Raw genomic sequence first — 25,907 nt, forward strand, 5'->3', positions numbered from 1 at the left:
TACTGTTCAATCACGATATTCCTCTTACCTAAAGTAATTAATACAGCTATAGAATTTCAAAAATACATAAGTTAATTCGTATAATATTAATAGGGGGTTCAACCATGTTTCAATTGCAATTTTGGATTTTCTTAGTTATCACGGTCTCCTTGGCATTATTATCCACCCGAAAAAAATTTACATTCATTGATTTCCAAATAATTATAATGATAATTGCAATAACCATGTCACTGGATATGATATTTTGTAAACAACTTAACTTATATCATTATGTAAATGCTGATTACAGAGGCTGGTATAGTTTTTGGGCAAATTTTATTATAGCTCCATCTCTGGGTATTATATTTATAAAATTTGTCCCTAAATCACTTAGAAATATTGTGCTTTATATTTTAATTTGGCCGGTTTTACTCACAGCTCTGGAGCTATTTATTTTAAAACCTGCAAATATAGTAATCTATCGTGGTTGGAGACCTTTCCCATATTCTTTAATAGGTTACATTTTATGCTTTATTATAGAGTGTATTTATTTTGAAAGTTTAAAAAAACGGCTAAAGTAATTTCTATTGCTTTAGTACTTATAAAAAAGCCTCCAAGGGGAGTATATCTTCTTCACTTTGAAGGCTTTTTTATTTTAATTGCTTTCTGTTGACTTCTCACCTGCAACATCAACGGTACCTTTAAATATTGCCATGAGTATGAATTTGGAGGATGTTGCGGCTATACTCGGCCATGAAAATATCCAAATGCTTCTACTTGTTTATGTTGTTCCATATCATTAAATATCATGTTTTAACGTCTCTATTGGTGTATAAATTGTATATTGGTGTAAACCATGAAAGCTCACTAACATACTAGCTACAAGTATCTGAGGTTTTACTGTTTGATTTACAGGTTACAGTTAATATAGTTACACCTTACTATATTCCATACCCTCTGTCTTCTTCACAATTTTGATTTCTAAACCAACACTATCGATATATTTAATAAAGTTTTTAAGCGTAGGTGAATTATCTACAGTTTCAATCCGGGAAACCATCTGCTGTGTCAGCCCCGACTTTTTTGCAACATCGCTCTGGGATAAACCCATTTCATTTCTCATTTTAACAAGCTGCTTAACAATTTCATATTCACGTTGTGCTTCATCATATGCCTTCTTAAGCTCAGTATCATTTTTTAATCTCTTGTTTATTTCTAATTTCTCATTAACCTTCTTAAATGACATATCTATTCACCTCTTATCACTCATCAAATAAATCTTTTACCAAGCTCAGCTTCAAGTTCCTTAACTCTTTTTATCGCCTTATTCAATTCAAACTTTTCTGCTTTATTTTTTTGCTTCTTACAAGCGTGAATTAGATACATATTTTCTCCATCAGCTACAATATACATAATCCTATTGTCATAAAACTTGATTTCCCAGAGTCTGCCCTTAAGTTGCCGGGTCTTTAGTACCTCCAGTGCTTCAATACCTTCTTCTTCAAGTTTCCCAAGAATTGTCAGACCTTCTGCTCTTTCTTTTTTCGGAAGTTCATCAATATATTCAAGTATTAAATCCTTGCCTCCACTTGTTTCATAGTGGTATACATTCATATTATTTCTCCTATGTCGAATGTTTATACACCAAATATGATGTATCCACAATTATAGTTTACATCAAATTTGATGTAAATGCAACGAGTATTTAATATTTAATTATTTGAGCGTAAACCTGAAGAAAGTAATAAAATCGAAGAACACTTCGTATACTATTTTGATATTTTTTAATCTCATTCGTACTGAATTTTCGACTAACTGACTTTGATTATCTCAATTGGTGTAAAAATGGTGTAAATAAAATCAAAGCTCTCAGGTTAATCCTGAAAGCCTTGATTTTCATGGTTGCGGGAATAGGACTTGAACCTATGACCTTCGGGTTATGAGCCCGACGAGCTACCAACTGCTCCATCCCGCGATATATAAATTTTGGCTTTGAGAACACCGTTCCCTTAGCGACAAGGAATAGTATAGCACAGTGTTTCAGGGAATGCAAGAAGAATTTTTTACCAAAACAAATATTGTCTCGACAATGATATTTCAAATAAGAATGTAGAGATATAAGTTAAAATGGATACTCTGCTTCGTCAAATAAAAGATGCCACGAAATATCAAAGATAACGAAATAATAACAAAGCAACAGATGGCATCTACCAATTGAAGAAAGACATCTATTGCTTTGTATATATACATATTCAATACTTTAAAACTCTTAGATTGCAGTCCATCCACCGTCAACTGCAAGATATTGTCCTGTTGTGTAGCTTGCCGCATCCGAGGCAAAATAAACAATTGCTCCGTCCAGCTCGCCGTCCCTTCCAGGTCTGCCCATTGGACAATATGCCTGGACGGCCTGCATGAAGCCTTCGCTTGCCATGACATCACTGGTCATTTCACTTGGGAAATAAGCAGGACCAAGTGTGTTAACCGTAATATTATGTTTAGCCCATTCATTGGCCAATGCCTTTGTCAGCATGAGCAAAGCACCTTTTGAAGCACAGTACGCGGAAATCGGTGAGCCTGCCATTGCAACAGTTGAATGGATGGAGCCGATATTGATGATTCTTCCGTATTTCTGCTCAATCATCACTTTGCCCACTTCTCTGGCAACATAATAAACAGCATCGCAGTTGACTGCAAGCGTGGAACGCCATTCGTCATCTGTCTGGGTATCTGCCGGTATCCCTGTGCCTACGCCGGCATTGTTAACTAATATATCAATTCTGCCGAAGTGAGCTTTAACCTCCGAAACCATTGATGTTATTTCATTACTGTTTAACATGTCACATTTTATGGCGATGCAGCGGACATCCATTGCCTCAATTTCCTTCTTTACCTGCTCAAGTCTGTCAAGCCTTCTTGCGACAATTGCAATGTCTGCACCCTGGTTTGCCAATGCCTTTGCAAATTGTACTCCGAGACCGGAGGAGGCTCCTGTAACGATAGCTACTTTTCCTTTTAAATCAAATAAATTTTTCATAAGTTTACCTCCAAATCTACTCTTATTATATATACATTTTATATTATTTATTATAGTACTTTGTTATATTTTTGTCAATCTTTTGTCTATCAATTAATACAGCTCCTATAAGTAAATAATCTTAATTTACATAATGAAATTTTCCCATCCGCGGTGTGAAATATTAGAAATTTTTCATGTAAAAAACAGCCAATTGGGTTCTATCCCTTAGCTGAAGCTTTTCAAGTATATTTGAGATATAATTCCTGACTGTTCCCTCACCCATGTATAGTTTATCTGCTATTTCCTTGTTGGATAACCCGTCACATATGCATCTCATAATTTCAAACTCTTTCTGGGTTATACCAACCTCTTCCGGTGTGATAGTCCTGTTATTCTGCACCATATCCGACAGCATGGCTGCGATATCCTTGCCGTATACCACATTCCCCCGCTTTATCATCCGCAGGCTGTCAATAATGACCTCAGGGGAGCTGCTCTTAAGAACATATCCTTCGGCACCGTATTTTATTCCGCTTATAATATACTCAGTATCTTTAAAGGTTGTCAAAAACAGTATTTTTATATTATTAAACTGCTCTTTTATAAGTTTAGTTGCCTGTACGCCGTCCATAACAGGCATCCTTATATCCATGAGCACCAGGTCGGGCGATTTCTCAAGACATAACCCAATACAGTCCTGCCCGTTCGCAGCAGTTCCCACTACCTCCATATCTTTCTCAAGCTCAAGAATCATTTTAAGCCCGTCTCTAATAAGTGCATCATCGTCTGCGATCAATACTTTCATCAGGCCTCTGCCTCCTTAATATTCGGGAGAGTATAAACAACGGTAAACCCATTACTCCCGTCCACGGAATAAGTCCCTCCAAGATTTTTTATCCGGTCTCTTATTCCTGCCAGCCCCACACTTTCAATTATTTTATTGCAGCCCTTTCCATTGTCCCTGTACAGACACCTGATATGCTTAATTTTTATTTCTATGTGAAGTTTTATCTCACTGGCTTCGGAATGCTTGCTTGCGTTTGTAAGAAGCTCTTTTGTCGTCGCCTCCATAACCTTTAAATTGGCAGTTGAAATCTTGTCAAAATCACCGTTGTGGGAAAAATCAATTTTACAGAAATTAAAATCTTTTATAATCTCATGAATGCTTTCAATTCCAATAGCCCGGCTGCTTTTAATATTGTAAACGGTATTTCTTGTTGTCTCAAGAGCATCTACAAGTTTTTCCGCACAAAGCTTCAGTATTCCCTCTACCTTGCGGCTGTCACTTAGAACTATTCTTTCAGCGGCTCTTAATTGAAAAAGCACGCCGGCAATGCTGTGCCCCACATTGTCATGGATTTCTTTCGCTATTCTGTCCCTCTCCCTGATTTCTGCAGTCCGTTCAATTTCGTTTTGAAGTGTGACCAGCTCCGACTTTGTTTTCTCAAGCTGGTATCTCAGGGCTCTTTCATTATCCAGAAGTGCCAGGTGCGTCTTTTCCTTATCGTCGCTTTTCCTTAAGGTATAACCCCACAAAACGCCTGCTGCAAGGTGAAAGCTAAACTGAACAACTCCCATTCTGTTTAATAGTATAAATGCAATAAAAGCAGCTATTCCCAGCATATAATATCTTTTAAAATATGCGAGATCCACAAATACTATTCCCAGCAATAAAAGCAGATAGTGATTATTATAAGAGAGTGCGACGATTACCGCCCCATAGATGCACGAATACAATTCCCTGTCCAGATACTTTTCCTTTATTGCAAAAAGGCACAAAGCTGTCAAAATAAACCCTGTGCTTGTCGGATCATTGATTTCGGTGTTTTTTACCACCTCAACAGCAGTCCATACAAATAAAAGAATCCCGTAAACGTATTTCATAAAAACCGCCATTCTTTAGAATTCAGCGTATACAAGCAGTTTAAATACATTTTTATAGTAATATAATTACTTAGAAATATCAACTTTTTTTGCCAGTCCGGCAATAAGAAATATTGCAGCAAACAGCAGCAGTATCCCATAATTCGTAATCAGGCCATTGACTGTGAGCGTCCCGTCCAGAGCAGCATCTACCGTTCTCATGACCCATGACACCGGAATGAATCTTCCGACCTTGTTTATTGTATCAGGCATCATATCAAACCTCCAGTAGCATCCCCCCAGCATTATCAAAGGCGTTGTGACAACTGCGATCACAACATATGCCTGAAGTGGCTTTTTCAGAACGGAAATTACAAATAACCCCATAGTGATGCAAACAAACGAAAATATAATGAACAACCCTATAACAGCCAGGGGCATACTTCCCATATACATTTTGAAAATCAGTACAAGTGCCGAGATAATTGCCATGGCTTGTATTAATGCTGTCGTGAAAAATGCCGCCAGATTTTCGGCCATATATCTCTTAATACTGACAGGGCAATAAAAAGTTCTGTAAAAAGTGCCGTTCGCTTTATCCTCCAGGATGAGCCCCGTAGTTATAACAGTCATATACATCATGAATTGAATTAAAAATCCGAAACCTGCTCTGGTCTTTTCTGTTTTATTTAAAATATCGAGATTTGTGGTGACGGTAAGTTTGGATTCACCGTAATTGCTCAAAGCATTCTCAAATCTGTGTTTATTGTAGCTTGAAGCATTTGCAATTAATTTATAATTTTCTATTTCGGTATTGATTGAATTTTTAATAAAATATAATTTTTGTCTGTCTTCCACGTAATATTCCCTGAGCTTGGGATCAATGCCGTTCAAAAAGTCCTCTTCAAAGCCCGGATCTATAATTATTGAATAGTCTACCATATAACTTGCAGTCATATCATATATCTGATCTTCGTTCAATTTCAAAAGCTTGATACCGCCGGTATTTTCAAGCAGACGATATACAGCTTTGGAAGCAGCTGTTCCGTCATTGTCAACTATACCCACAGTAGCCGCCCTGTGGTCATTTAATGTAAACATAACTATAAAAATAAGCGGGCATAAAATCATAAGTGTAAATCTGATTTTATTTTTAAATATTCTTTTGAGCGATGTGCTATATATTATCATAGTTGACCCTCCTGAGCTTTAGGAATGCTGCCGCATATACTGCTGCTGTAATGGCAAGCAGTCCTGCTGCCGACCTCAGCAGTACCCTGTCCGGATAATTGTACAGAATACCGAATATAAAAACCTTTGCATAATAAATGGGATTTAAGATATTAAGGCTTTGCAGCGCAGTAGCCGGCGTAATACCTCCTCCGGCATTTGACATTACCACTGTTAAGAGCAAGGCAAGCCCCATCGCCGACGCTAAGCTGTTAATAAACAAGTGGAGCATTACCCCCATCCCTATACAGAGGAAGGAAAATATCAAAAGAGCCACCCCTATTAAAGCAATATTTCCATCCCAGTTTGCGCCGTACACAAATTTTGTAAATACAACGGTAACAATGCAGGACAAGAACAGGAACATGCTGGAGCCCAGTATTTTACCGCATATAATTGTCCACTGTGAGGTGGGCAGCGAATACAGTCTTATCTGGATATTTGATTCCGGGTTTTTACTCACAATAAATATTCCAAGGATGGCACCTTCGGACACAACCATCAAAAGTGTTAAAACCGAGTAATAATCAATTGCCCTTGGCAATTTTGCAGCAGCCGGTACAATTCTTTCAAAATAATTCGGGTTACCGCTGTGATCTTCTAACTTTATCCTATCCCCCGATATCCCTGATGCCACTGCAATTGCATTACTCTTTGATATATATGAATTTAGTACTGTTTGCACAAGCTCAATGTTTTTTTGCCCCTCAAGCCTGATTGCCGCTGGCTTTCCGTTCATTATGGCTTTTGTGCTGTTTTCCTCAACAACAAAATAATTATCAATCTTTCCGGTTTTCATAGCACTGATTGCATCTATTTCATTTACATAACTTACAGCATGAATAATTTTTTTAATTTCATCTGTTTCAAGCATTTGTTCCAGACCTTTGCCCACCTGACCTTTATCAAGGATTATATAACCTGTTTTAACTTTTTCCTTGAAATCCTCAGTAAGCTTGTTATCAAATGCCGTTCCCAGCAATACGATAATACTGATGGGAAAGACTATCAGCGCTATCAGTATCCTTATATCCCTTATTTGTTTTAAGAATTCATAATATGCCGACCATAATATTTTCATTGGATGCTCCTCCTAATCCCGCAGCTTTTTGCCGGTAAGTCCGAGGAATACATCTTCAAGTGAAGCATCCTCCATATTTATTTTTGTGATGATTCCTCCATTTTCAACGATGGAATTTATTATTCTTGCCAGGCTGCTGCTCTTGTCCAGAATAACCTTCATCCGGCCTTCCTGGAGCAGACATTCCTTTACACCATAGACAGCCTTAACAGCTTCGGTGATGGAATGGCTGTAATTCTTCAGCACAATATCAATAATCTGTTCATCCTGTATGTATTCTTTCAATTCTTCTATGGTGCCTTGTGCAATTAGTCTTCCGTTATCAATTATCACAACCCTTGAGCAAAGAGCCTCTACTTCCTCCATATAGTGGGAGGTGTATATAACTGTCGAGCCCATTTCGTTCAATTTTACTACGGAATCCAATATATGATTTCTGGATTGGGGATCAATCCCCACGGTGGGCTCATCCATTATTATCAGCTTTGGCCTGTGCACTATGGAGCATGCAATATTAAGTCTCCTCTGCATTCCGCCCGAAAATTTCTTCGGATACTCATTTTTTCTCTCCCACAAGCCTGTAAAATCCAATGCCTGCCTGATGCTGTCCTTGAGTTCCCGGCCCTTCAGTCCGTAGAGTCTTCCGAAATACTCCACATTTTCATAAGCTTTAAACTCATTATAAATAGCAAGGTTCTGAGGAACCACACCTATATTTTTCTTGACATAATAATTGTTCTGGGACATAACCTGATCAAAAATTTTTATTTCGCCTGAGTTGATTCCTGTTATACCTATTATTGAATTAATAAGTGTGGTTTTTCCGGCCCCGTTTGGTCCCAACAAACCCAGGATCTCCCCTTCCCGGACATTCATACTCATATTGTCCACGGCGATCCGGTCTCCGTATCTTTTTATAACATCCTTTATCTCGACTATCATATATTTATCCCCTCTCAATTGTGATGAACAGTGGAACCATATGCCAATATCCAAATTGATGGTATAAGTATACACTTTATCAGACAGTATTTTTAGTGATAAAAAGACCGATATAAAATGACAATTGTCACTTTATACCGGTACATTTATCCGCTGTTATATGATTTGCTGCTCAACCGCCGTCTGGAGCTGCTTGAGTGCTTTTTCAACCGTTGCTCTGGGGCAGGCCACATTCATTCTCACATAGCCCTCTCCATTTTTACCGAAATAGGTTCCGGCACTCATTGCAATTCCGGCCTTGTGCACCATAAAGTCAGTCAGCTGGTTTCCTGTCATACCCAACTTCCTGCAGTCAAGCCATATCAGGTATGTCCCTTCGGGACAGATAGGTTTTATTAATGGTATATTTTTGCTCATATAATCCATAACCAGGTTTATATTTCCTTCTATGTATGGAATAAGCTGCTCCAGCCACTCTTCGCCATATTGGTATGCTGCCTGTGTGCTCACAAGACTGAATACATTATTGCATTCTATGTGGAGTCTTTCCCAGGCCCGGTCAAAGGCTGCTTTGGTCTCCACATCGGGGAAAATTACCACTGAGGACTGAAGGCCGGCCAAATTAAAGGTTTTACTTGCAGCTATGCAGGTAATTGTCAATTTTCTGAGTTCTTCGGATATTGCTGAAAACGGGGTATGCTTATTTCCCCATAAAATCAGATCCGAATGTATCTCATCGGCAATTACTTTAATGCCGTATTTTATACATATCCTGCCCAAAGATACCAGTTCATCCCTTGTCCAGACCCGGCCTACAGGATTGTGAGGACTGCATAATATAATGTATTTGGCTCCTTGCCGGGCTTTTTCCTCTATATCCCCGTAATCCATGTAATAATGTCCGTCTGTTTCCTTTAAAGGACTCTCGAGAAGTTCTCTCTGCGCATTCCTGACCGCATTGTAAAAAGGGCCGTATACAGGTGTCTGTATGATTATCTTGTCACTGGGCCAGGTCAGTTCCCTGACGATCATGCATATGGACGGAACTACACCTAAACTCATGCTCATAAGCCGTTTATCAATATCCCAGTTTTTCCGCCTCTTCTGAAAGGAGCATACCGCATCGTCATATCCGTCAGGTTTGACAGTATACCCGAAAACACCGTTTTCAGCACGTTCTTTAATAGCATCCAATATTGGCTGTGCAGCCTTGAAATCCATATCGGCAACCCATAGAGGAATGGCATCCGGGTTCCCGTATAAAGTTTCCAGCCCGGTATATTTTTCGGCTCCAGTCCCGCTTCTGTCTATTATTTCATCGAAATCATATGTCATATGCTCTAATCATCCCTTAATAATTTTATAAATAATACACTTTTAATACCCTTTTCTTTACTTTTCCAACCAGTACAAATATTTAATTTCAGCATCCCTTTCGGTATTTACTTTATATTCTACTATACTATTAGTGCTTCATCAATTTATATGACATGAAGGATGACATAAAGATAGCAATCTTGATATTGACCAATTAACTAAATTTTGAACTCCATACCGTCAATCAAACCCTCAATATAAAGAGCTCTATAAATCAGCTCGGAAATATCGTTATTCAACTTATCATAATTGCTCAGCAGTTGTAATTTATCATTCTGCAAATTGTGGGCCAATAGCTTTCTTGTTTCAATGAGCTTGTTCTGAATATCTATATAAATGTCCTTTACGCATTCTTTATTGCATATACTGGATACTCTGCCGTAAACCACCTCATCTATTGCCTCTCTGCTTTTCTGATTGCCCATTAATTACTACCTCCTCGATAAGTACAAAATTAATCTTTAAAATCGAACATATGTTCTTATTTAAGTATAATACTCTCGAGTGAGTTTTACAATACTTGTATGAAAAAATAAATTCTGTTTGCAAGAGTAAATGTTATGCCGGTATAGCTTATATTTATATCTCATTTTAGCCATAAGTCAGTTATAACAACGGGTACAGCATTGCCCGCCTGTGCTGAAAAGGGGCAATTTATACAAGCCTCCACCGCTATAAGGCCAATAAAAGAGGTTAATTGTCTCCAGTGGCTTTATCCCCTGCCGAATCTACAGCTCCCTTGAACAGCGCCAATGCCTGTTTTACAAAACCCGGTACAGGTGCCCCCATTTTGCCAGCGTTTTCGATTATACTTCCAAGCTCTGTAAGTATGTACCAGGTCATAGTCAGAGGACACAGCATAACCGTATACTTGAAAGGGAAATCCACGTTTGGTATATTATTTATAATCATTCCTAAAATGGAATCGAATATTGCAGTCACCAGAATGGCAATAATACAGCCTGTCTTATGCCACAAGCCTTCTCTTGCAATTTTGGATTCCCAGTTGCCGCATTTAAAGGCTGCCATAAATCCTGTCAGCAAATCACCTGTCATACTGGCTATAAATATTACAACCAGCCAGCCGAACCAGCCAAATCCGGCTGTAATTGCCGTAAATACAGCCGTCAGTGACACTTTAAATGCATTTATATTATTCTCCATAAAACTATCCTCCTTAACTTTTTGCTTTTTCTATGATAAAGGCTTCAAAACCCGGATCATTTCCTATTTTTCAGCCAGAATTCATATGGGTGTCGGCCTTTTCAACAACTATTTTAAATGCTTCCTTGATGGCCGACAGTCTTTTATATCTGCTACCGGGACAGGCCTTGTTTTTAAACCAGCAATTGTACGAAAGTGTTGTGACAAATGGCACTATGCTGAACTTCCTGCATAACAGACTGCCTTCCGATGAAACCGCTGACATACTTTGTCAGCTGAAATGGTTGTTTTTTGCATCTGTATGCCCTTGATACTGTTCGGTGCTGTTGGATATATTTAAACTTTTTAGCTTCCCTAACGCTCTGGTCTTTAGTTTTTAGGTTTTTCCGGCACTTCGGGATGAATTTCCCACCTTTATTGTTTCCTGCTCGCGTTAACCCATAAACCAAGAAAAGGACTACCCGTGGGAAGGGTAGTCCTTTTCTTGGTTGGTGATGAATGAATTGATGTAACGCAATGTTGGCCTTATTAGATTATTTCTAACATAAAAAGCACATCATTTTTCTGAATGTGCAAGTAACAATATTAATTATTTAATCAGCATTGTATACATCTATTGGCTTCCAATTTTCATCCTTAACATCATCATGAGTTGGTTTTCGTACATGTGGTATCATTTCGTATTCACATGCCCCAAACTTTATATAATTTTTTTGTCCCTCTATCAATGTAACATAATTTGCGCCAGTACTCCTTGGGTCTAAAAACTGACCCCAGTCATCCTCCCAAAAACAAATATCACATATATCAAACAAATGTTCATCATCTAAAGTTTTGTATCCACAACAAGGGCAAGTATATTTCATAGTATTCCTCCATGAAGATGTATTATTTAAACAAAATGATTATAGTTATTACTATATATAGAATCTAGTCGGATTTCAACTACCGCATTATTTATCCTCTTAATATTGTTATATATATCTTTTTTACGCTATCCTATTATATCTATTTCTTGTTCTGTGGTAATCCAAGCTTTTGATACTGCTGCCTCTAGCTGCTCTGCTGTAATCTTTCCGGCATAGTATAAATAGTTTAAGCGCTCAAACATTTTTCTACTTGTTAAAATAAACTGGTCGATCTACTGCTGCATATTAAGATTGTCTATAATCAACTGGTCAATCAGTTCCTGCAGCTTTTGAGTTTCAGGCTTCGGTAAATCCTCAAAAACTGGCTTGTGTTCTGTTTTGCTTACGTCAATACTTTTAAGTATTTTGTTTTGCGGTATTTCAATAAATATGTAAGGAACCCCTATAGACTCCCTTAAGTCACTTCCTTGCATCTGGCTTATTATAAAGCCTGTCTCATCATAAATTACTAATGTTTGCATGTTAACACCCCTCTTTTAAAGTATCAATTATTCATAGGCTCTATAATACCAATTCCCTGTATTTCCATTAAAAAAATCGCTCGATATATAAAAACCATCATTTGTCATTGCATTTATCTGGCTGGATAAACCACCAGAACCCAAAAAATAGTAAAACAAACCCCCGCTGCCAGTACCTAAATCTGCTGTTGATGAAACTACACCATATCCTGATTTATATGGTTCTTTATATTCTAAAAATACTTTACTTGGTTTAAATGGCAGTCCCGTTAATGTAAAAGGCTGACTAATTACAGCTACAATCGTACCAAACTGCCATCTTTTACCACTAAAAGTTCCTGTAAGCCCAAATATACTTTTACCGCTTACTATGTTTGCAGGGATAAAATTTGCATCATCCTGATACACCCACGAAGTAGCTGACCCATCATAGTAACCACCTGGAGGGCGTAGAGATAACCTCCCAGACCCATTAGCATATCGATCTAATGCCAGCTGATTATTGTTTTCAACTGTTCTATTTATCATACTTCCTACTAACCTTGATCCATTCACATAAGCTATCTTATTGTTTAGAATGTCACTTGACCATGCATTAGCATCACTGGTTAATAATTTTAAATCACTATCCCACCAATCGTATTTTAAATAATATTCAAAAGGAGTTATAGTTGATCCTAATTCTACTTGTACATGAGCATATATATTATTATCTCCTGCTGTAATTGTTCTTATTTTAAGAAAGTATGTGTTAGCGGGTGTTGAAAATAATCCCTGACTATTTGTAGTATAAGAAATAAATGTTTTATTTTGATCATAATAGAAAAAAGCCATATTGGCTGCTACACCATTAATAGAGGCTACATAATTTGTAGATGGAGTTACAGGTATAAAATTCCTACTACGCATACGTGTATCATCCGGTCCTGGAACACCATTTGCAATATTAATAATACCTAACTTCAACTCTCCATCAAATAAGTTTACTCCCTTTTTATCAACCATTATTGCTACTTCTTCTGCTGTGGGTTCATTACCAGTGCCAAAATATTCCGTTAAATCAAACATCATTACATCTTTAACTTGCATCATCTTACCATTGGCAGTGGCTGCATCAGGATATCCGGCGCGAGTATATAGTCTAAAATTATTTTCCATTGTTAGGTCAATAATGCCCCTCATTTGGTACCAAACATTTTGTATAGGACTTGTCAAGGTGGGCAATTGAGGAGAAATGGTACCATTGCTAACATATAATGCTATTTGATTACATACACTATTAGTTACTCTTATCCTCACACTAACCCAAATTTTTCTACCCGTACCGCCTCGGTACATAAGAATACCAGGATTATGTGCATATACCCAATTATTCGTGCCGTTTCCTGTTACATTCAATATATTACTAGATGCAGATAATGTACCATATATAGCAGTCCACATAGAGGAATCCTTAATATCACCATTGACTATCAAATTTGATAACTTAGGTATCTCACCTCCTTCACCCTGTAATTGAAAATTTGCTCCATCATACTTTAAAGAATATATTCTTCCGTAGAGGAGTTTCCCTGCTTGAATTTGATATCCTTTTGAATCAATTATGGGTTTTGCGCCTATCCCATTTACATTTAATGTTGATGCACCAGTATTAGCCACATTGATTTTTACCACAATCCCCATACCATCAACATAGTTTGCTGGAGCAGGATTTAAGGTCGCAAGGTATGTGTTAGCTACTCCTGTTGATATTGCATACCCCGGTTGCCTCACATAATCCGACAAATGCGAACTTAAATTAGAACTTACAGAAGAAATCTTTAGATCAGTATTTTGGTTATCCTCATTCAATCTCTCCAGTTGTTGATCTATAATATCCATATTCCCGTTTTGGTCTTCAACATTATAGAAATCCTCCGAGGAAGGTTTCTTCAAATTATAATTGCTTGTATTTTTCGCCATTTAATTTAGCACCTCACTTCTTAATTGTTCATGTGTATATGCCGCCAATTGCTCATTTGTATACCAGGAAAGTACTGCATGTGTGTTATACAGCAGACTTAAATCAATGATTATATTGGCGGGCACTGTTCTTTCCAGTAAACTGCTTACCTCATCAAATTTACCCTTTTCGGCCAGTGCTACTTTTACCACCAAAGTGTATTCATCATTCCTCAATTCCACCGAATAGCCCGACTCTCCGCAAAGGGCATCCAGCTGGCTTTCAAGTGTTCTCCTGGTATATGGCAGCTTTTCATTGAGTCTGGCAAGTATTCTGAACTTCCTGACTTCCAACGAGTCAGAGCCCTTTGGGAATATCTTCAGAATGGTTTCCCACCTTTTGATGCCATTTTCTGTAGCATCGGCTACAAACTGGTCATTCAGCACCTCATCCAGAAGCACCCAAATTAAGCGGAGTTCAGGATTTTCAGCAGCGGCAAGCTCTCTGAATTCTCTGAACTCCTTTAGGAAATCCGGAAGATAGTTCAATATATTTATTTCTCTATCCAATTACATCACCCCTCACAGGAATGCAATTCTCATCCAATACAAGATTCTGTTCCAGACCGTTTATCTTTGTGTTTGAGATATCAAGAACACCCGCCACATTAAGGAACCTGGTCTCCAGCTGACTTATCCGGACTATTAAATTTGCATTGTCGGCCCAGCTTTTGCTGAGCTCTTTGAAGTATTCGTCGATTGTTTTTTCCACATATCCCTTAAGGTCATCCCAGGTCCAACCGGTATTGTAACTGATATTTGTTTCAATATCTACTGTTTGTACTCCGACACCTTCTATTGTTACAATATGGCCGATGGGAGCTATCCCTGCGCCGTTTCCCCTGTTCTGGACCGGATCGATCCTGGTCTGAATATCTGAAATCAGCTCTTCTGAAGGCTTATTATACTCTGAATTAATGACAACCAGTTTAACAGTGCCTCCTCCGTTCCATACCGGATATACTTTAACTCCTCCCACCCCCTGCAGTTCATTGACTTTTTCCTTATAATCGGTTATATTTCCGCCAAAGGCCTGGGAATCAAGTGTGGCAAAATATCTTGCCCTGAGTTGTTCCGTTTCCTCTTCATCTTCTCCTGGAATAAGTATTTCAGTCACTTCGGCATAGCTCAAACCGTCAATATAATTAATGGGAATTAAAGTTCCGAAATTCCTGTTGCCCTCGGTTCCCGCAGTCTCACACTCAAGTTTGAACTGAGATTCAACTATTTTTTCGATCACCTTATAATTCAGGCTGCCTAAAGAAAATCTTGAACCAACAGGGACATTCATGTTGAATATACCTTTGACGACGGCGTATGACGCTGCTTTGGGAGTTATGCCCCTCTCGGCGGCTCTTTTTATCAGGTACTCTCTTGAAGCCGTGTCTGCAAATGCTTCGTTCAGTATAACATCAGCTTCGATGTACATCTGTACAAGTTCGGCTGCCGCAGGTGCAAGCGCATCAAATATTACCGAACCTTCCCGCTTGTCAATACCATTTGGTATACGGTCCAGCATGCGCTGCAAAATAATTTCATACGTTAAATTTTCATACATCAGTTTCTCACCTCCTTCTCAATTTCCATATCACCTTCGGTTGTTGCAACAGTGAATTTCACTGAAACCTTTCCTTTTCCAGGAGAAAAAGAAAAATCACCTACATCGGTGATTCTGTCGTCCCTGAGCAGGGCGTCGGTTATTTTTCTTTTAATATCCGAATAGACATACGGAACGGGCTGACCCATTAATTCCACCATTTCCGAGCCATAGTTCCAGCTGTATATCAGGTAATCGTACCTCTCGGTATTAAGAATCTTATATATGGCCTGTCTCATTGCCTCGCTGCCGTCCAGCAGCCCCGATATCCTTTTTTCCTCCAGGTGCATTCTGTAGGTTCTTACAGGCTGTTGCACCGATTCAAAATCAGGCTGTAAATCCTCATCAATATAAGGAATCATGTATTCACCACCTTATCCAATACTACAAATTTTTGACCGCCCTGCATCTGGAGCATTATTACTTCATCTCCGGCAGCCAGCCCATTGTGAACCCGGAATTTCTTTTTACCCTTATATGGGTGAACGTGAGAGTTGCTTTCCTCGGTAAAATGCTCAACAGTCATCTCCAGATCATAGTCTCTAACATTATTGGTAAAAATCAGCTGCGCTTCATTTAAAGTCAGCTTTTGCTCTACAAATATTTTTACAGGTGAGGTGCTCACTACCTTGCCGAACAATACGGACATAGGCTTCGAATCATTTACCGCTCCCATGGCGGCAGATTTAATAAGTTCAACCATATCAGGCAATGAATTCCCCTCCCCTCAAGGTTAAGTCCATAGTGTGCTGATTGCCGTTGAAAGTATGTTTCACCGCTTCAACCATCATATAACTTTTCAGGTTTATGTCCCCAAGTGCCAGATCAACGGCAATAATACTGCCCCCTCTGACGCGTATATCTCCAAAAACCCCTGAAACAGAAAGATTTCGTGTTTTCTGGTTATAGAGGGAAAGCAATGCTTCCGCTTTGGCTTTACCATTGGTTCTTTCGTCTATCGATTCATAATATTGGAGTACACCCCAGGCCCCGACCCTGTTGCTGTCCTCAACCAGGTATATGTCACGGGTATTTGCTTTTTCATTGTTATAGGACAGTTTAATTTTGTTATAGGTTTCACCGTCGATTGAAGAGGTGTAGTCGAAATCCTCTGCTGTATTTTTGTTAATGAACAGCGGAAGCTTCAATGCTTCTATATTCCTCAGTGTCAATTTGCCAGAATCGTCATAGAGGACATACATTTTTTTAGTGTTCTGAAGTGTCAGATCCAGAGCCGTTTGAATCATATCAAACAGGGTCTTGTTATCCTCAAGGCGGCTTTTTATTACATAGGCCGTATTTTCGATTACTCCTGTTTTCAGCCGGAAATCCTCTGCAATTTTTTTCACAAGTCCGCCTGCGGTCAGATTTTCGTAATTATAGGTATCCTTGTTTTTCAGATACCTTAGCTGATCGTAGGCTGTGACCTTGATGGTTCCGTCCTTGTTTCTCCTTTTTGTAAAAACATAACCATAAAAAACATCCTTGTCGTCCACCTGCATGAGCACAAGGTTGCCCTCCTGAAAGCTGATGACATTATCTTTTACAACAGAAAACTCAAGCTTTCCGGGAACACCCTTCCTTGCTGTCTCCCAGGTGATTCCTTCCTCTACAAGGGGAGCATAAAGTGTTTTTCCATTCTGGATGATCAGTTTAGGCAAGCTTTATCACCTGCCCTACTTTGATCAGATTTGCATTTTCAATATCATTTAACTCGGCTATTTGAGCATATTTTGAGCCGTCACCCAGGAACCTTTTGCATATTGCCCACAGGGTGTCCCCTTGTTTAACCGTATACGCTGTTACCACATCCTTCTTTTGGGCAGAATACGGTCTATACTGCTTAAGCCGCACAGGTATTGTCAAATCGAAACCGTTTGCCGCATCTTCAATTATGCTGTATTCTTCCAGAGTTACATCCATATCAACCTTCGTTTCAAACATATGAATATTGTCGGGAGTATACCGGTCAATCCTGAAATGGAAAGGGGCCGACCTCTTTTTTAAGTCTTCAAACAAATCAAGATATACACTTGCCTTAATAATTTTTTCCGGATTATCCTCATTGTAGTTAAGAATAAACGGGGCCTTTTTATTATCATAAACAGCAAAAGGATAATTTACCTGCGGTATTAATAATTCAAAGCTGAATTCGGCGAGTCCGGGAGGCTTTATAATATTAATCTCATTCCCGTCAATGAGGTTCAGCGTGCTGTTCTGATTTTTTACCTTCATTTCAATCTTTGACGGGGCAACCGGCATCAAAATGTCATCCATATAAATCGAGTACGCCATTAATAATGCACCCCCTCTGCAGCTACAGTCATTGTCTCATAGATTTTTTGTTCCATATAGGAAACCACACCATCCAAATCCAGATCAGAGTTGACGTTATTGGTTATTCCACCCATACTCACGCTGATTTCAGAGGTTGTAAATTTGTTTATTGCTTCCCGTTCGGCAATGTCTCTCATATAAACCAGGTTTTCTTCGGCTATATCCATGGAGTTTTTCATTGAGCCGGTGTTTGCCGCGGTAGCAGCCAGATTTGCGGCATTTGCTTCATTGGTGGTTCCGCCGTCACTGAATGCGGCTGCAGTATATTTCTTACCAGGATCTTTATCCTTTGCATTTTTTGCGGCTTCATCCCTGAGACTTGCAATTTCCTTTTCTCTTTCAAGTTTATCGGAAGCAGCTTTTAAGGTCTTATCAAATATGTCTTTTTGATGCTGCTGTTCAGTTTCAGCTACCTTCCTTCTCTGATCGGCCAGTTCTGCCTCTCTTGCCATTTTTTCGGCATCATTTTTTTCCCTGGCATCCTGTCCGAAAGTTACTTTCTCCAGAGGATCAATATGCACTTTTGGAAGATGATTAAGTGCACCTATTAATAAATTTATTAAATCAATACTCCCATTTACCATATCCTGAAGTATTGTAAGCACTCCGACCTTCATATCGCCGAAAAAGTTCTGTATACCCACACTTGCCGATTTTATCCCCAGCATCATATTATTCCATAGATCTATTACCCAGTATACTCCGGCAAAAAATGCTATTTTTACAATGTCCCACGCTGTTATAAGGGCATTGACAACCATCAGCCAGGCGACCTTTATGCCTCCCACAGACTGAATCCAGTAGGCAATCAGCGCAATAACAGCTCCAATAGCCAAAATAATCCAGGTCAACGGACAGGCCAAAAAAGCCAGGTTCATTGCCAGCTGGGCAATTGTCACAGCGGCTACGGCACCCGCTATCCCCCAGAAAATCGGTTCAATAACCGACCAGTTATTATATATCCATGTTGCGGCATTGGCCACTGCCTCAAGTAAAGGCCCGAATGCTTTGGTCAGTGTATCATTTATTAATGTTCCAATCTGAGCAAACGTTGCCGGTATTTGCAGAAACTTATTATTTATATCATCCGCCGAATTATACATGGCGTTTTTCAGAACATCGTCAGATATTCCGGATCCCGCTGCCAGCTGTTCCTGGGACTGCCCCGTATATCTGGTCAAAGCCTGTGCAAGCATTGGAGATTGTTCCATTAATGCATTAAGATCATCTCCCTGGAGTTTACCTTTTGCCATAGCTTCACTAACCTTATTTATACTCTGGGCCGCCTCTTCGGCCCCCAACCCACTGAATGCCTTATTCACAAGTTCTGTAAAATAAATAACCTCGTCATTGGTTTTGAAATCATCCTTTGAGGTTTTTGCCAGTTTGGCAACGGTGGAAAGTGTTTCATCAAATCCGCTCCGTGAGCCTTGGGCTGCCGAATATACTCTTTGGCGAAGCTGATCGGATGTCTCACCGTTTTGTGCAATTGATTCCAATTGATAATTCTGACGGGCATATTTATCCGTCTTCTCCATACCGGCCTGGACTGAGGGCCAGAGGTCCGACACCGCGCCTCTGGCCTTCTCCATAAAACCACCAAACTTTTCTGAAAAGCCTCGCGGCTTGTTTTTCACCTCAGCGGCTGACGTGGTTTTGTCGGCAGTTTTGATGGCTGTTTCGGAGGCTGACTGCATTTTTTTAAAGCCGTCGACAACGGTATTTATTGATTCAATAACACCTGAAAGTTCTTTTGTTAACTCTTTTACACCATCAGGTTTCATACCCAGGTTTAGCTCAAAGTGCAGATTTTTGGTACGCTGTGACACACTATTTATCGTTTTGTTTACAGTACTGTTAATGGTATTATTAATGGTTTTACTTAATGTATTGTTTATTGTTTTATTTATTGAATTAAGCACATTTGCAGATCCATTTGTTAAACTTAGGGCATTTGCAATTGTTGCCATATTTTTTCTCACCAACCTTTATACATTAAGGAGGCACCCCTTCGAGTGCCTCCTGTAAAAGTTTATCATTTCCGTTTTGCCTTGTTTCTGCTCATTTCCTTCCTGTCCTTCTCCAGCTTGATCTGTATGGCTGCAATAATAAAAGCCCGCTCTTCTCTTGGAAGGCTCAGAAACTGACCGGGCATCATATGAAATTTATGAAGACAATAGTATGCAATATTGGAGTCGCTATCGCCTTCATTTATCAGTTTTTTGCTTCGTCCACCAGTTCTTCCATTGTAACGTCAAAACCGTTCACTTCCTGTATCTTGGCAAGATACTCGGCATATTCGCCGGGTTTGAGCATGGTTTTAAGCAGGGAATCGGCTCCCATGCAGCCGTAGCTGTTCTGAAGCTCGGCATTATTTAAATTTGGATAAACGGTGCACCTGGCGGCAAGCTTGCCGAGATATGCATTATAATCGGTTTCAGGCGTAAATTGGCCTTTTTTCCCTGGGACCTGCACCTTTCGTGTGCATGCCTTTCTTATATCCTCATCCTCTTCGGAGGTAATGCCGCAGATTTCCCACTCAACAGGTTTTCCCGACTCATCCACAAATCTTTTTGACGCAACAAATTTAACATTTTCATTTTCCAAAGCATTCTGTTTTAAAAAAGCACTGAGATTGTTCATTGTTTACTCTCCTTAAGCATTATCTTTTCATTCCCGGAAGCACATCAAAGGATTCCTTTATTTCAAAATCTTCAAAGGTAAAATCCATATCCTCATCCAGATACTCTGCGTCTGCATCAAATTTAGTGAGAATTCCGCCATCCATATTGCAGTCTTTCAATATAACCGTCTGTCTTCCCGCACCTGAACCGGGATCTTCATTGGTTACCTGGATATCAAAATATACATCCTGTCCGGTTTTTTTGTAGTTGGCCAGCAACTCTCTGAAAATAGAAGTATTGTAGTGGAAGGTGGCTGAGCCGGTTCCTTTCCAGCCTGTTGCCTTGTTGCCCTTTCCCGTTCTTCCGAGAATAGGCACTTCGCTCTTGGTTTTTTCAATACTTGCCTCAAGATTTATTGCCTGCATAAAATTGTATCTTTCATCACCTATAGATATAAAGCATTCAGCCAGCGACGCGCTTATGGCGTCTTTTGCATTCATGGTCTGCATAATTTTAATCCTCCTTTAGAAATTATTGTACAATCGTAGTCATATAGAGCTGTTCCATTGCATTGGTTACTATTACGGCATCCTGGATCACTACCGCTTTTTTATCATCCCCCTGGGAGATCACAACATCTTCGGGCTTAAAGCTTTCTATGGCCCTGATCTTCTCAAGCTCCTGATGATGTCTGACGATATCATTCCACAGGGATATTCTTCCGGCCGCATCATTAGGCACATTTCCGCAGTATTTAGTATTGAAAAGGACAGCGATATCGTTTGCAATCTGATCCAGAACTCTGACGGTCTGATTGCGGCTGAAATCACTATTTTTTTCTTCGGTAAACGAGGTATAGCTGTTAATATCGGTCAGGACACGCACATTGTCACCAACCCTGTGAAGTATGAATTTACCCCCATTAATAGCAGCCTCAAGCTCACTTTGCTTGAAATCCACATTTACTTTAAACTCTCCGTCATATACCTTGTTGGTATTGCTTCTGTTCACCGTACACCCTGCTGTAACCCCGGTTACCCAGTAAACCAGCGAAGCAGGATTTACATCCTCCTCCACGTCATTATGCAGGTTGATGACACCTTCGAAATCTCCTGCCGTCCTGTAGAGAACAGTCTGGAACTTCACTCCCACATCATTTCTCATCCTCTTTGTAAACTGGACAAACAAGCCGGTTATTTCGGCTGAGGTTGACAGGCAGCCAAGAGTATTAAAGGAATAGGCTTCGATTTTGTCCAGGAAAGTCTGGTATTCAGCTCCTGTAACAGCTTCCCCGTTGGTGCCGCCTGTTAAAGGTGTACCGCTGGTCAATGAAATATCAGCTTCAGAAATAAAATCTACAAAGTCATTGGACTTTAATTCCGTCATAGCCGAAACAGTCTGTGAATCCACTTTTGTTGCTCCCACCAGTGTCTGAACATCGTACATACTGTCATTATCCACATTTTTGGCAATAACTATTTTGATGTCATTTCCTCTTATACCTGAATATTTAGCTGTGGCGAATGTACAAGCAGCCTTAACTCCGTTATTCAGTCTGTAGAAATATCCCGTTCTGATATTTTTGAACAAATCTCTCAGACCCTTTAATTTTTCATGTGTGTAGCTGTAGCCAAAGATCTTAAGTGATTCTTTTTGAAAATCTGCGGCTTCAACCTTGAATACGCTGCCCTCAACGCCCCAGTCAAGAATCAGCGGCATGGCTGCGTATCCTCTCTCACTCAATGCTGCCGTGGCTTTGGCAGCACTTACAAAATTAATGTAGCTTCCCGGCAGAACCTTGTTCTGCGTTAAAAATGTTCCTCCTCCAAGTGCCATATTATTTCACCTTTCCTTTCATAAATTTATTTATTAAAATGTCAACCTCTTCAAAGCTGTACAGCCTGTCATCAGCAAGCAGTACATTGACCAAATCCCTCTGGTGCCGGTATTTTTTGCTTGAAACAAGCTGCTCCTTCGAAAAGGTTATTGTTTTAACCGTTTCGGTTTTCTTGTTACCTATGCTAAAAGTCATATTAACCTCCATGAGCCGCTTAGCGGCCACAAAATTGTAATGAAATCTCTTCACTCCCTCATCCGCTATAAGGCGAATAAAGGAGGTTAATTGGCCATGTGCGCTTTCAAAGTATTGGTAAATACTTTGAATATTTCGCACGGCCATAAATTCACAGGTTTGCTTGGAAGACGAACGCAAGTGAAGTCTTTCAAGCTAACCTCCATGTGCCCCTTTTAATCATTCTTAATTCCGCTGCTGATTTCGGCACTTCCCATAGTGTCTGCAGCTTCATCCTGCCTGTAGACGTAATAATTGTAATTAACATAAAAGCGCAGAATCCCGTCTGCCGCCTCACAGTTCATTTTGGTTCCCCTGTATAGGTCACCGTCTGCCGTCACATACTCCAGAATTTCATTCAGCCTGTCTATCATGTCATTGATTTCAGCTTTCCTGCTGTCTGTTCCGGGATGATATTCAACAGTAAATTGCTGTTCTCTGAAGTACCTTCTTCCAATCATCTTTTTTTGATTGGAGGTACGCAGAAAAATAAAAAAACAAGGAATATCCAATCCTTGCTCCTGCACTTCCTTGTAAATAGTGAAACCTTCACCCAGTTCTTCACCGAGCTTTGATGCTATTGCATCAATTATTGAATTGACCATAAATAAACCTCCTACTGCTAAATAACTTTCTGCCTTTTCTTCCCCCTTTCCGAATATCTCAATGAGCTCACCTCCTTAACAGCCCGCAAGTTTTTATACCAGGCACAATTCTTTACGGTACAATCTTACATCATATGGACTGGTATTGTTTGGTATACTTTTGAGAGCAATAAAAAAATTTGAACAGAAATAATTTCCGTTCAAATCTTAAATATTAATCCATATAAAATAACATAATCTTTTACGATACTATCTTACATCATATATACTGGTATTGTCTGGTATACTTTTTATAAACTTATCATGTTTCTTTCTGACTGTTTCCCATGAATAACTCATACACTCGCCGGTCTGCTCCCAGGTCAGTCCGTCTATATACCTGTAAGTCAGGATCTGCCTCACATTACTGTCCTGTATGCCTTCAATGTACTTAAACGCACTGTTTACCTTTTCCATGAGATTCTGTGTCTTCACCCTTATTTTCTGTGCCATCTGATTTCGGTGTTCCAGGCATTCCTCCGACATTTCTTCACGGCCTATGATGGTAAATGTCCGGGGCAGAAACGGAAATTGGGCCATACTTCCCTTTACTTTATCCGTAACAATGGATTCATTGTCACCATAGCTTAATTCCTGCAGTTTTTGCCTTAATAAATTTATCTCTTTTTTTAAATGGTTTATTTCTGTCAGCTCCTGTTTTATCATAATACTCTCCTTTACTATTCTCAAACGGAGTTGCTTTCTCCATTCAGGAACATAAGATGCATAATACTGTAAATACTTTTTTGTTACCATGGGCCCAGGCATCCCTTTATCATATTTATTATTCATATGAAATCAGCTGCGAAAGATCTATTCTCAAGCCGAAAGCAATATGCATCTCACGGGTAGGCCTGCATTGCCGCATGTTTTATTTTTGAGCCTGCTCCACATTTATCAGCAGCTCATTTCATCCGGCCTGATCCAACTATATTTAATTGTCGCATTTCGGGAACGTTATAATAATATCATGTCATTTATTGGATGTCAATATGATTTTCTCCAAACGGAAACTTTTTATTTACATTTGGAGACATTATATATATAATAAACTTGTTACGACTTATATAGGAGGTTTTTACAAATGGCAACCACCAATGAACGGATAAAGGAGTTGAGGATTTTATCAGGATATTCAGTTGACGAGTTTGCAAAGCTTCTGGGTGTTCATAGAAGCTCGGTGTACAGGTATGAAGGTGAAAATGAAAAAGAGGCCAGAGATTTACCTATCAGCATCGCAGTTCTCATATCAAACAAATTTAATGTCAGCCTGGATTGGCTGGCTGGAATATCAGGCACCATGTATCTGGAGCAATCTACAAATAAGATGACTGAGATTTATGAATCATTAAATGAGGAAAACAAGAAGGAATTATTCAACTATGCAAAATATTTATTGACAAAACAGGAGCAGCATGTTTAAACCGTTTATTCAGTAAAAGTAAAGCTGCTGCTGCAAAATGAGCCAATTGAAAATCATCAGTTTTTTCTCATGGTGCACAAGTGGTCTGTAGTATTTAAACATATATTGTCCGGCGGGAAAAATTCTCCCGGAACCCAGGCGGAGGAGGGCGGGTATAATCCCTTTATTCCAACTGACGACAACAGAGACACAGTCCCGGGGAGAATTAATCTTCGGCAATGTATGAATTCAGATGTTACAGACCACTTGTACTCTTTTCACATGTATTGTGAAGTCTGTTATTTTGCGGCACTCCATTTACTTTTGCAGTCCTCATGGATAAGTTCCGATGGCCCTGTATACTTATTTTTTAATGAATTATTTATGAATTTTATAGACGTTTACAATTAAATCGGTATAATTATAATAACTTTTATTTTTTTACGGAGGCATAACATGATTAAAGGCAGTTTTAAGAAACTCATATCAGTGTTAACAATTTGCATTCTTCTTGTGGTTTCATCCGGCTGTTCCGGCAAGGTGGCAAAGGATGTCAGCCAGGAAACCCCGGATTTATCCGGCCATCCTCAAGTGCAGATCGAGATGGAAAGCGGAGACAAGATGGTATTTGAACTCTATCCCGAATACGCTCCCGAAACAGTAAGTAATTTTGTAAACCTTGTAAATGAGAAGTTTTATGATGGGCTTACCTTTCATCGTATTATTAAAGGTTTTATGATTCAGGGAGGTGATCCCAACGGCGACGGAATGGGAAGTTCAGACAAAAAAATCAAGGGAGAATTCAGTGAAAACGGCTTTACGCAAAATACCCTGAGCCACACCCGGGGAGTAATTTCAATGGCCAGAAGCCAGGATCCGGATTCAGCCTCCTGCCAATTCTTTATAATGCATGATGACCAGGCTGCTCCTCAATTGGACGGAAAATATGCCGCTTTCGGTAAACTGATCAGCGGTGAGGAAACTCTTGATAAGCTGGCAGACACTCCGGTAACTATGGATGAAACAACGGGTGAAGTCTCCCAACCCGAAGAAAAAGTTGTGATAAAATCCATCACGCTTTTAAAATAAGCTGATAATCAAATAATAAAATGACTGAAATCTATTTATCATTAACCGGGGTAACAAAAGGTTCTTGGTTACCAAACTCACCAACCGGCATAGAATA

At 39.4% G+C, this 25,907-nt stretch carries 31 protein-coding genes and 1 tRNA gene; 3 read left to right on the forward strand and 29 right to left on the reverse strand.

Annotated features, from left to right (window positions below; all coding sequences use genetic code 11):
• Positions 1–104: 104 nt before the first annotated feature.
• Positions 105–560 (forward strand): CBO0543 family protein, encoded by a 456-nt coding sequence (locus CTER_RS19945; protein ID WP_004628736.1) that lies wholly within the window; start codon positions 105–107, stop codon positions 558–560.
• Between the two features lie 350 nt (positions 561–910).
• Here the strand turns inward: CTER_RS19945 and CTER_RS19950 are convergent, their stop codons facing one another.
• The 29 genes from CTER_RS19950 to CTER_RS20090 all read right to left on the reverse strand — a co-directional run bounded on the left by CTER_RS19950 (position 911) and on the right by CTER_RS20090 (position 23,985).
• On the reverse strand, positions 911–1,225 hold the full coding sequence (locus tag CTER_RS19950; protein WP_004628788.1) for a helix-turn-helix domain-containing protein: 315 nt from the start codon (positions 1,223–1,225) through the stop codon (positions 911–913).
• A gap of 23 nt (positions 1,226–1,248) precedes the next feature.
• Entirely contained in the window at positions 1,249–1,593 is a 345-nt protein-coding gene (locus CTER_RS19955) for a type II toxin-antitoxin system RelE/ParE family toxin (RefSeq protein WP_004628853.1), read from the reverse strand.
• Positions 1,594–1,878: 285 nt separating this feature from the next.
• Positions 1,879–1,954 (reverse strand) — tRNA-Met (locus CTER_RS19960).
• 294 nt (positions 1,955–2,248) lie between these two features.
• Entirely contained in the window at positions 2,249–3,016 is a 768-nt protein-coding gene (locus tag CTER_RS19965) for an SDR family oxidoreductase (protein ID WP_004628871.1), read from the reverse strand.
• A gap of 163 nt (positions 3,017–3,179) precedes the next feature.
• On the reverse strand, positions 3,180–3,803 hold the full coding sequence (locus CTER_RS19970; protein WP_004628909.1) for a response regulator transcription factor: 624 nt from the start codon (positions 3,801–3,803) through the stop codon (positions 3,180–3,182).
• Positions 3,803–4,882 carry a sensor histidine kinase gene (locus CTER_RS19975; RefSeq protein ID WP_004628868.1) on the reverse strand — a complete coding sequence of 360 codons (1,080 nt, stop codon included), beginning with the start codon at positions 4,880–4,882 and terminating at the stop codon, positions 3,803–3,805. Before CTER_RS19975 ends, CTER_RS19970 begins: the two co-directional genes overlap by 1 nt.
• A 66-nt stretch (positions 4,883–4,948) precedes the next feature.
• Positions 4,949–6,052 carry an ABC transporter permease gene (locus CTER_RS19980; RefSeq protein WP_004628818.1) on the reverse strand — a complete coding sequence of 368 codons (1,104 nt, stop codon included), beginning with the start codon at positions 6,050–6,052 and terminating at the stop codon, positions 4,949–4,951.
• Positions 6,039–7,172, reverse strand: a complete 1,134-nt coding sequence (locus tag CTER_RS19985) for an ABC transporter permease (protein ID WP_004628900.1) — start codon at positions 7,170–7,172, stop codon at positions 6,039–6,041. The genes CTER_RS19980 and CTER_RS19985 overlap by 14 nt, the downstream gene beginning before the upstream one ends.
• A gap of 12 nt (positions 7,173–7,184) precedes the next feature.
• Positions 7,185–8,114 carry an ABC transporter ATP-binding protein gene (locus CTER_RS19990; RefSeq protein WP_004628790.1) on the reverse strand — a complete coding sequence of 310 codons (930 nt, stop codon included), beginning with the start codon at positions 8,112–8,114 and terminating at the stop codon, positions 7,185–7,187.
• 156 nt (positions 8,115–8,270) lie between these two features.
• A complete protein-coding gene (locus CTER_RS19995) occupies positions 8,271–9,449 on the reverse strand; it encodes a MalY/PatB family protein (RefSeq protein ID WP_004628795.1) in 1,179 nt (392 codons plus the stop codon).
• 200 nt (positions 9,450–9,649) lie between these two features.
• Positions 9,650–9,916, reverse strand: coding sequence for a hypothetical protein (locus CTER_RS20000; protein WP_004628780.1), 267 nt, complete (start codon positions 9,914–9,916; stop codon positions 9,650–9,652).
• Between the two features lie 268 nt (positions 9,917–10,184).
• Positions 10,185–10,655, reverse strand: a complete 471-nt coding sequence (locus CTER_RS20005) for a phage holin family protein (protein WP_004628833.1) — start codon at positions 10,653–10,655, stop codon at positions 10,185–10,187.
• 70 nt (positions 10,656–10,725) lie between these two features.
• Positions 10,726–10,920, reverse strand: coding sequence for a hypothetical protein (locus CTER_RS20010; RefSeq protein ID WP_040761742.1), 195 nt, complete (start codon positions 10,918–10,920; stop codon positions 10,726–10,728).
• 328 nt (positions 10,921–11,248) lie between these two features.
• Positions 11,249–11,521 (reverse strand): CPCC family cysteine-rich protein, encoded by a 273-nt coding sequence (locus CTER_RS20015; protein ID WP_004628905.1) that lies wholly within the window; start codon positions 11,519–11,521, stop codon positions 11,249–11,251.
• Positions 11,522–11,796: 275 nt separating this feature from the next.
• Positions 11,797–12,045, reverse strand: coding sequence for a hypothetical protein (locus CTER_RS20020; RefSeq protein WP_004628902.1), 249 nt, complete (start codon positions 12,043–12,045; stop codon positions 11,797–11,799).
• A gap of 27 nt (positions 12,046–12,072) precedes the next feature.
• Positions 12,073–14,007: a hypothetical protein gene (locus tag CTER_RS20025; protein ID WP_004628816.1), complete on the reverse strand. Its 1,935-nt coding sequence runs from the start codon at positions 14,005–14,007 to the stop codon at positions 12,073–12,075.
• On the reverse strand, positions 14,008–14,556 hold the full coding sequence (locus CTER_RS20030; protein ID WP_004628842.1) for a putative phage tail protein: 549 nt from the start codon (positions 14,554–14,556) through the stop codon (positions 14,008–14,010).
• Positions 14,549–15,604: a baseplate J/gp47 family protein gene (locus CTER_RS20035; RefSeq protein WP_004628845.1), complete on the reverse strand. Its 1,056-nt coding sequence runs from the start codon at positions 15,602–15,604 to the stop codon at positions 14,549–14,551. Before CTER_RS20035 ends, CTER_RS20030 begins: the two co-directional genes overlap by 8 nt.
• Positions 15,604–16,005 carry a DUF2634 domain-containing protein gene (locus tag CTER_RS20040; RefSeq protein WP_004628869.1) on the reverse strand — a complete coding sequence of 134 codons (402 nt, stop codon included), beginning with the start codon at positions 16,003–16,005 and terminating at the stop codon, positions 15,604–15,606. Before CTER_RS20040 ends, CTER_RS20035 begins: the two co-directional genes overlap by 1 nt.
• On the reverse strand, positions 16,002–16,346 hold the full coding sequence (locus CTER_RS20045) for a DUF2577 domain-containing protein (RefSeq protein WP_242835032.1): 345 nt from the start codon (positions 16,344–16,346) through the stop codon (positions 16,002–16,004). Before CTER_RS20045 ends, CTER_RS20040 begins: the two co-directional genes overlap by 4 nt.
• A 1-nt stretch (position 16,347) precedes the next feature.
• Entirely contained in the window at positions 16,348–17,304 is a 957-nt protein-coding gene (locus CTER_RS20050) for an XkdQ/YqbQ family protein (RefSeq protein ID WP_004628729.1), read from the reverse strand.
• A complete protein-coding gene (locus tag CTER_RS20055) occupies positions 17,297–17,938 on the reverse strand; it encodes a LysM peptidoglycan-binding domain-containing protein (protein ID WP_004628936.1) in 642 nt (213 codons plus the stop codon). Before CTER_RS20055 ends, CTER_RS20050 begins: the two co-directional genes overlap by 8 nt.
• The gene (locus tag CTER_RS20060; RefSeq protein ID WP_004628746.1) at positions 17,938–19,950 is read right to left on the reverse strand and encodes a tape measure protein; all 2,013 of its coding nucleotides are present in this window, start codon (positions 19,948–19,950) and stop codon (positions 17,938–17,940) included. Before CTER_RS20060 ends, CTER_RS20055 begins: the two co-directional genes overlap by 1 nt.
• 244 nt (positions 19,951–20,194) lie before the next feature.
• Positions 20,195–20,623 carry a phage tail assembly chaperone gene (locus CTER_RS20065; protein WP_004628889.1) on the reverse strand — a complete coding sequence of 143 codons (429 nt, stop codon included), beginning with the start codon at positions 20,621–20,623 and terminating at the stop codon, positions 20,195–20,197.
• 19 nt (positions 20,624–20,642) lie between these two features.
• Positions 20,643–21,113, reverse strand: coding sequence for a phage tail tube protein (locus tag CTER_RS20070; RefSeq protein WP_004628893.1), 471 nt, complete (start codon positions 21,111–21,113; stop codon positions 20,643–20,645).
• A gap of 22 nt (positions 21,114–21,135) precedes the next feature.
• Positions 21,136–22,440, reverse strand: coding sequence for a phage tail sheath family protein (locus tag CTER_RS20075; RefSeq protein ID WP_004628743.1), 1,305 nt, complete (start codon positions 22,438–22,440; stop codon positions 21,136–21,138).
• 1 nt (position 22,441) lies between these two features.
• Positions 22,442–22,636, reverse strand: coding sequence for a hypothetical protein (locus CTER_RS20080; protein WP_004628839.1), 195 nt, complete (start codon positions 22,634–22,636; stop codon positions 22,442–22,444).
• A gap of 215 nt (positions 22,637–22,851) precedes the next feature.
• A complete protein-coding gene (locus tag CTER_RS20085) occupies positions 22,852–23,280 on the reverse strand; it encodes a phage tail terminator family protein (protein ID WP_004628727.1) in 429 nt (142 codons plus the stop codon).
• Between the two features lie 249 nt (positions 23,281–23,529).
• On the reverse strand, positions 23,530–23,985 hold the full coding sequence (locus tag CTER_RS20090) for a hypothetical protein (RefSeq protein WP_004628785.1): 456 nt from the start codon (positions 23,983–23,985) through the stop codon (positions 23,530–23,532).
• Positions 23,986–24,403: 418 nt separating this feature from the next.
• On the opposite strand from CTER_RS20090, the gene CTER_RS20095 reads away from it, so the two are divergent.
• Both CTER_RS20095 and CTER_RS20100 read left to right on the forward strand, forming a co-directional pair.
• Positions 24,404–24,742, forward strand: coding sequence for a helix-turn-helix domain-containing protein (locus CTER_RS20095; RefSeq protein WP_004628918.1), 339 nt, complete (start codon positions 24,404–24,406; stop codon positions 24,740–24,742).
• Positions 24,743–25,177: 435 nt separating this feature from the next.
• Complete coding sequence (locus CTER_RS20100; protein WP_004628941.1) at positions 25,178–25,810, forward strand: peptidylprolyl isomerase; 633 nt, start codon at positions 25,178–25,180, stop codon at positions 25,808–25,810.
• Positions 25,811–25,907: the final 97 nt, after the last annotated feature.

Origin of the sequence: Ruminiclostridium cellobioparum subsp. termitidis CT1112, assembly GCF_000350485.1 — a bacterium.
In the GTDB taxonomy this organism is placed as follows: domain Bacteria; phylum Bacillota; class Clostridia; order Acetivibrionales; family DSM-1351; genus Ruminiclostridium; species Ruminiclostridium termitidis.

Excerpts from the sequence above, each read along its gene's own strand:
- CTER_RS19945 (WP_004628736.1), top strand. The coding sequence starts at position 105 with ATGTTTCAATTGCAATTTTGGATTTTCTTAGTTATCACGGTCTCCTTG.
- CTER_RS19950 (WP_004628788.1), bottom strand. The coding sequence starts at position 1,225 with ATGTCATTTAAGAAGGTTAATGAGAAATTAGAAATAAACAAGAGATTA.
- CTER_RS19955 (WP_004628853.1), bottom strand. The coding sequence starts at position 1,593 with ATGAATGTATACCACTATGAAACAAGTGGAGGCAAGGATTTAATACTT.
- CTER_RS19965 (WP_004628871.1), bottom strand. The coding sequence starts at position 3,016 with ATGAAAAATTTATTTGATTTAAAAGGAAAAGTAGCTATCGTTACAGGA.
- CTER_RS19970 (WP_004628909.1), bottom strand. The coding sequence starts at position 3,803 with ATGAAAGTATTGATCGCAGACGATGATGCACTTATTAGAGACGGGCTT.
- CTER_RS19975 (WP_004628868.1), bottom strand. The coding sequence starts at position 4,882 with ATGAAATACGTTTACGGGATTCTTTTATTTGTATGGACTGCTGTTGAG.
- CTER_RS19980 (WP_004628818.1), bottom strand. The coding sequence starts at position 6,052 with ATGATAATATATAGCACATCGCTCAAAAGAATATTTAAAAATAAAATC.
- CTER_RS19985 (WP_004628900.1), bottom strand. The coding sequence starts at position 7,172 with ATGAAAATATTATGGTCGGCATATTATGAATTCTTAAAACAAATAAGG.
- CTER_RS19990 (WP_004628790.1), bottom strand. The coding sequence starts at position 8,114 with ATGATAGTCGAGATAAAGGATGTTATAAAAAGATACGGAGACCGGATC.
- CTER_RS19995 (WP_004628795.1), bottom strand. The coding sequence starts at position 9,449 with ATGACATATGATTTCGATGAAATAATAGACAGAAGCGGGACTGGAGCC.
- CTER_RS20000 (WP_004628780.1), bottom strand. The coding sequence starts at position 9,916 with ATGGGCAATCAGAAAAGCAGAGAGGCAATAGATGAGGTGGTTTACGGC.
- CTER_RS20005 (WP_004628833.1), bottom strand. The coding sequence starts at position 10,655 with ATGGAGAATAATATAAATGCATTTAAAGTGTCACTGACGGCTGTATTT.
- CTER_RS20010 (WP_040761742.1), bottom strand. The coding sequence starts at position 10,920 with ATGTCAGCGGTTTCATCGGAAGGCAGTCTGTTATGCAGGAAGTTCAGC.
- CTER_RS20015 (WP_004628905.1), bottom strand. The coding sequence starts at position 11,521 with ATGAAATATACTTGCCCTTGTTGTGGATACAAAACTTTAGATGATGAA.
- CTER_RS20020 (WP_004628902.1), bottom strand. The coding sequence starts at position 12,045 with ATGCAAACATTAGTAATTTATGATGAGACAGGCTTTATAATAAGCCAG.
- CTER_RS20025 (WP_004628816.1), bottom strand. The coding sequence starts at position 14,007 with ATGGCGAAAAATACAAGCAATTATAATTTGAAGAAACCTTCCTCGGAG.
- CTER_RS20035 (WP_004628845.1), bottom strand. The coding sequence starts at position 15,604 with ATGTATGAAAATTTAACGTATGAAATTATTTTGCAGCGCATGCTGGAC.
- CTER_RS20040 (WP_004628869.1), bottom strand. The coding sequence starts at position 16,005 with ATGATTCCTTATATTGATGAGGATTTACAGCCTGATTTTGAATCGGTG.
- CTER_RS20045 (WP_242835032.1), bottom strand. The coding sequence starts at position 16,346 with ATGGTTGAACTTATTAAATCTGCCGCCATGGGAGCGGTAAATGATTCG.
- CTER_RS20055 (WP_004628936.1), bottom strand. The coding sequence starts at position 17,938 with ATGGCGTACTCGATTTATATGGATGACATTTTGATGCCGGTTGCCCCG.
- CTER_RS20060 (WP_004628746.1), bottom strand. The coding sequence starts at position 19,950 with ATGGCAACAATTGCAAATGCCCTAAGTTTAACAAATGGATCTGCAAAT.
- CTER_RS20065 (WP_004628889.1), bottom strand. The coding sequence starts at position 20,623 with ATGAACAATCTCAGTGCTTTTTTAAAACAGAATGCTTTGGAAAATGAA.
- CTER_RS20070 (WP_004628893.1), bottom strand. The coding sequence starts at position 21,113 with ATGCAGACCATGAATGCAAAAGACGCCATAAGCGCGTCGCTGGCTGAA.
- CTER_RS20075 (WP_004628743.1), bottom strand. The coding sequence starts at position 22,440 with ATGGCACTTGGAGGAGGAACATTTTTAACGCAGAACAAGGTTCTGCCG.
- CTER_RS20080 (WP_004628839.1), bottom strand. The coding sequence starts at position 22,636 with ATGACTTTTAGCATAGGTAACAAGAAAACCGAAACGGTTAAAACAATA.
- CTER_RS20085 (WP_004628727.1), bottom strand. The coding sequence starts at position 23,280 with ATGGTCAATTCAATAATTGATGCAATAGCATCAAAGCTCGGTGAAGAA.
- CTER_RS20090 (WP_004628785.1), bottom strand. The coding sequence starts at position 23,985 with ATGATAAAACAGGAGCTGACAGAAATAAACCATTTAAAAAAAGAGATA.
- CTER_RS20095 (WP_004628918.1), top strand. The coding sequence starts at position 24,404 with ATGGCAACCACCAATGAACGGATAAAGGAGTTGAGGATTTTATCAGGA.
- CTER_RS20100 (WP_004628941.1), top strand. The coding sequence starts at position 25,178 with ATGATTAAAGGCAGTTTTAAGAAACTCATATCAGTGTTAACAATTTGC.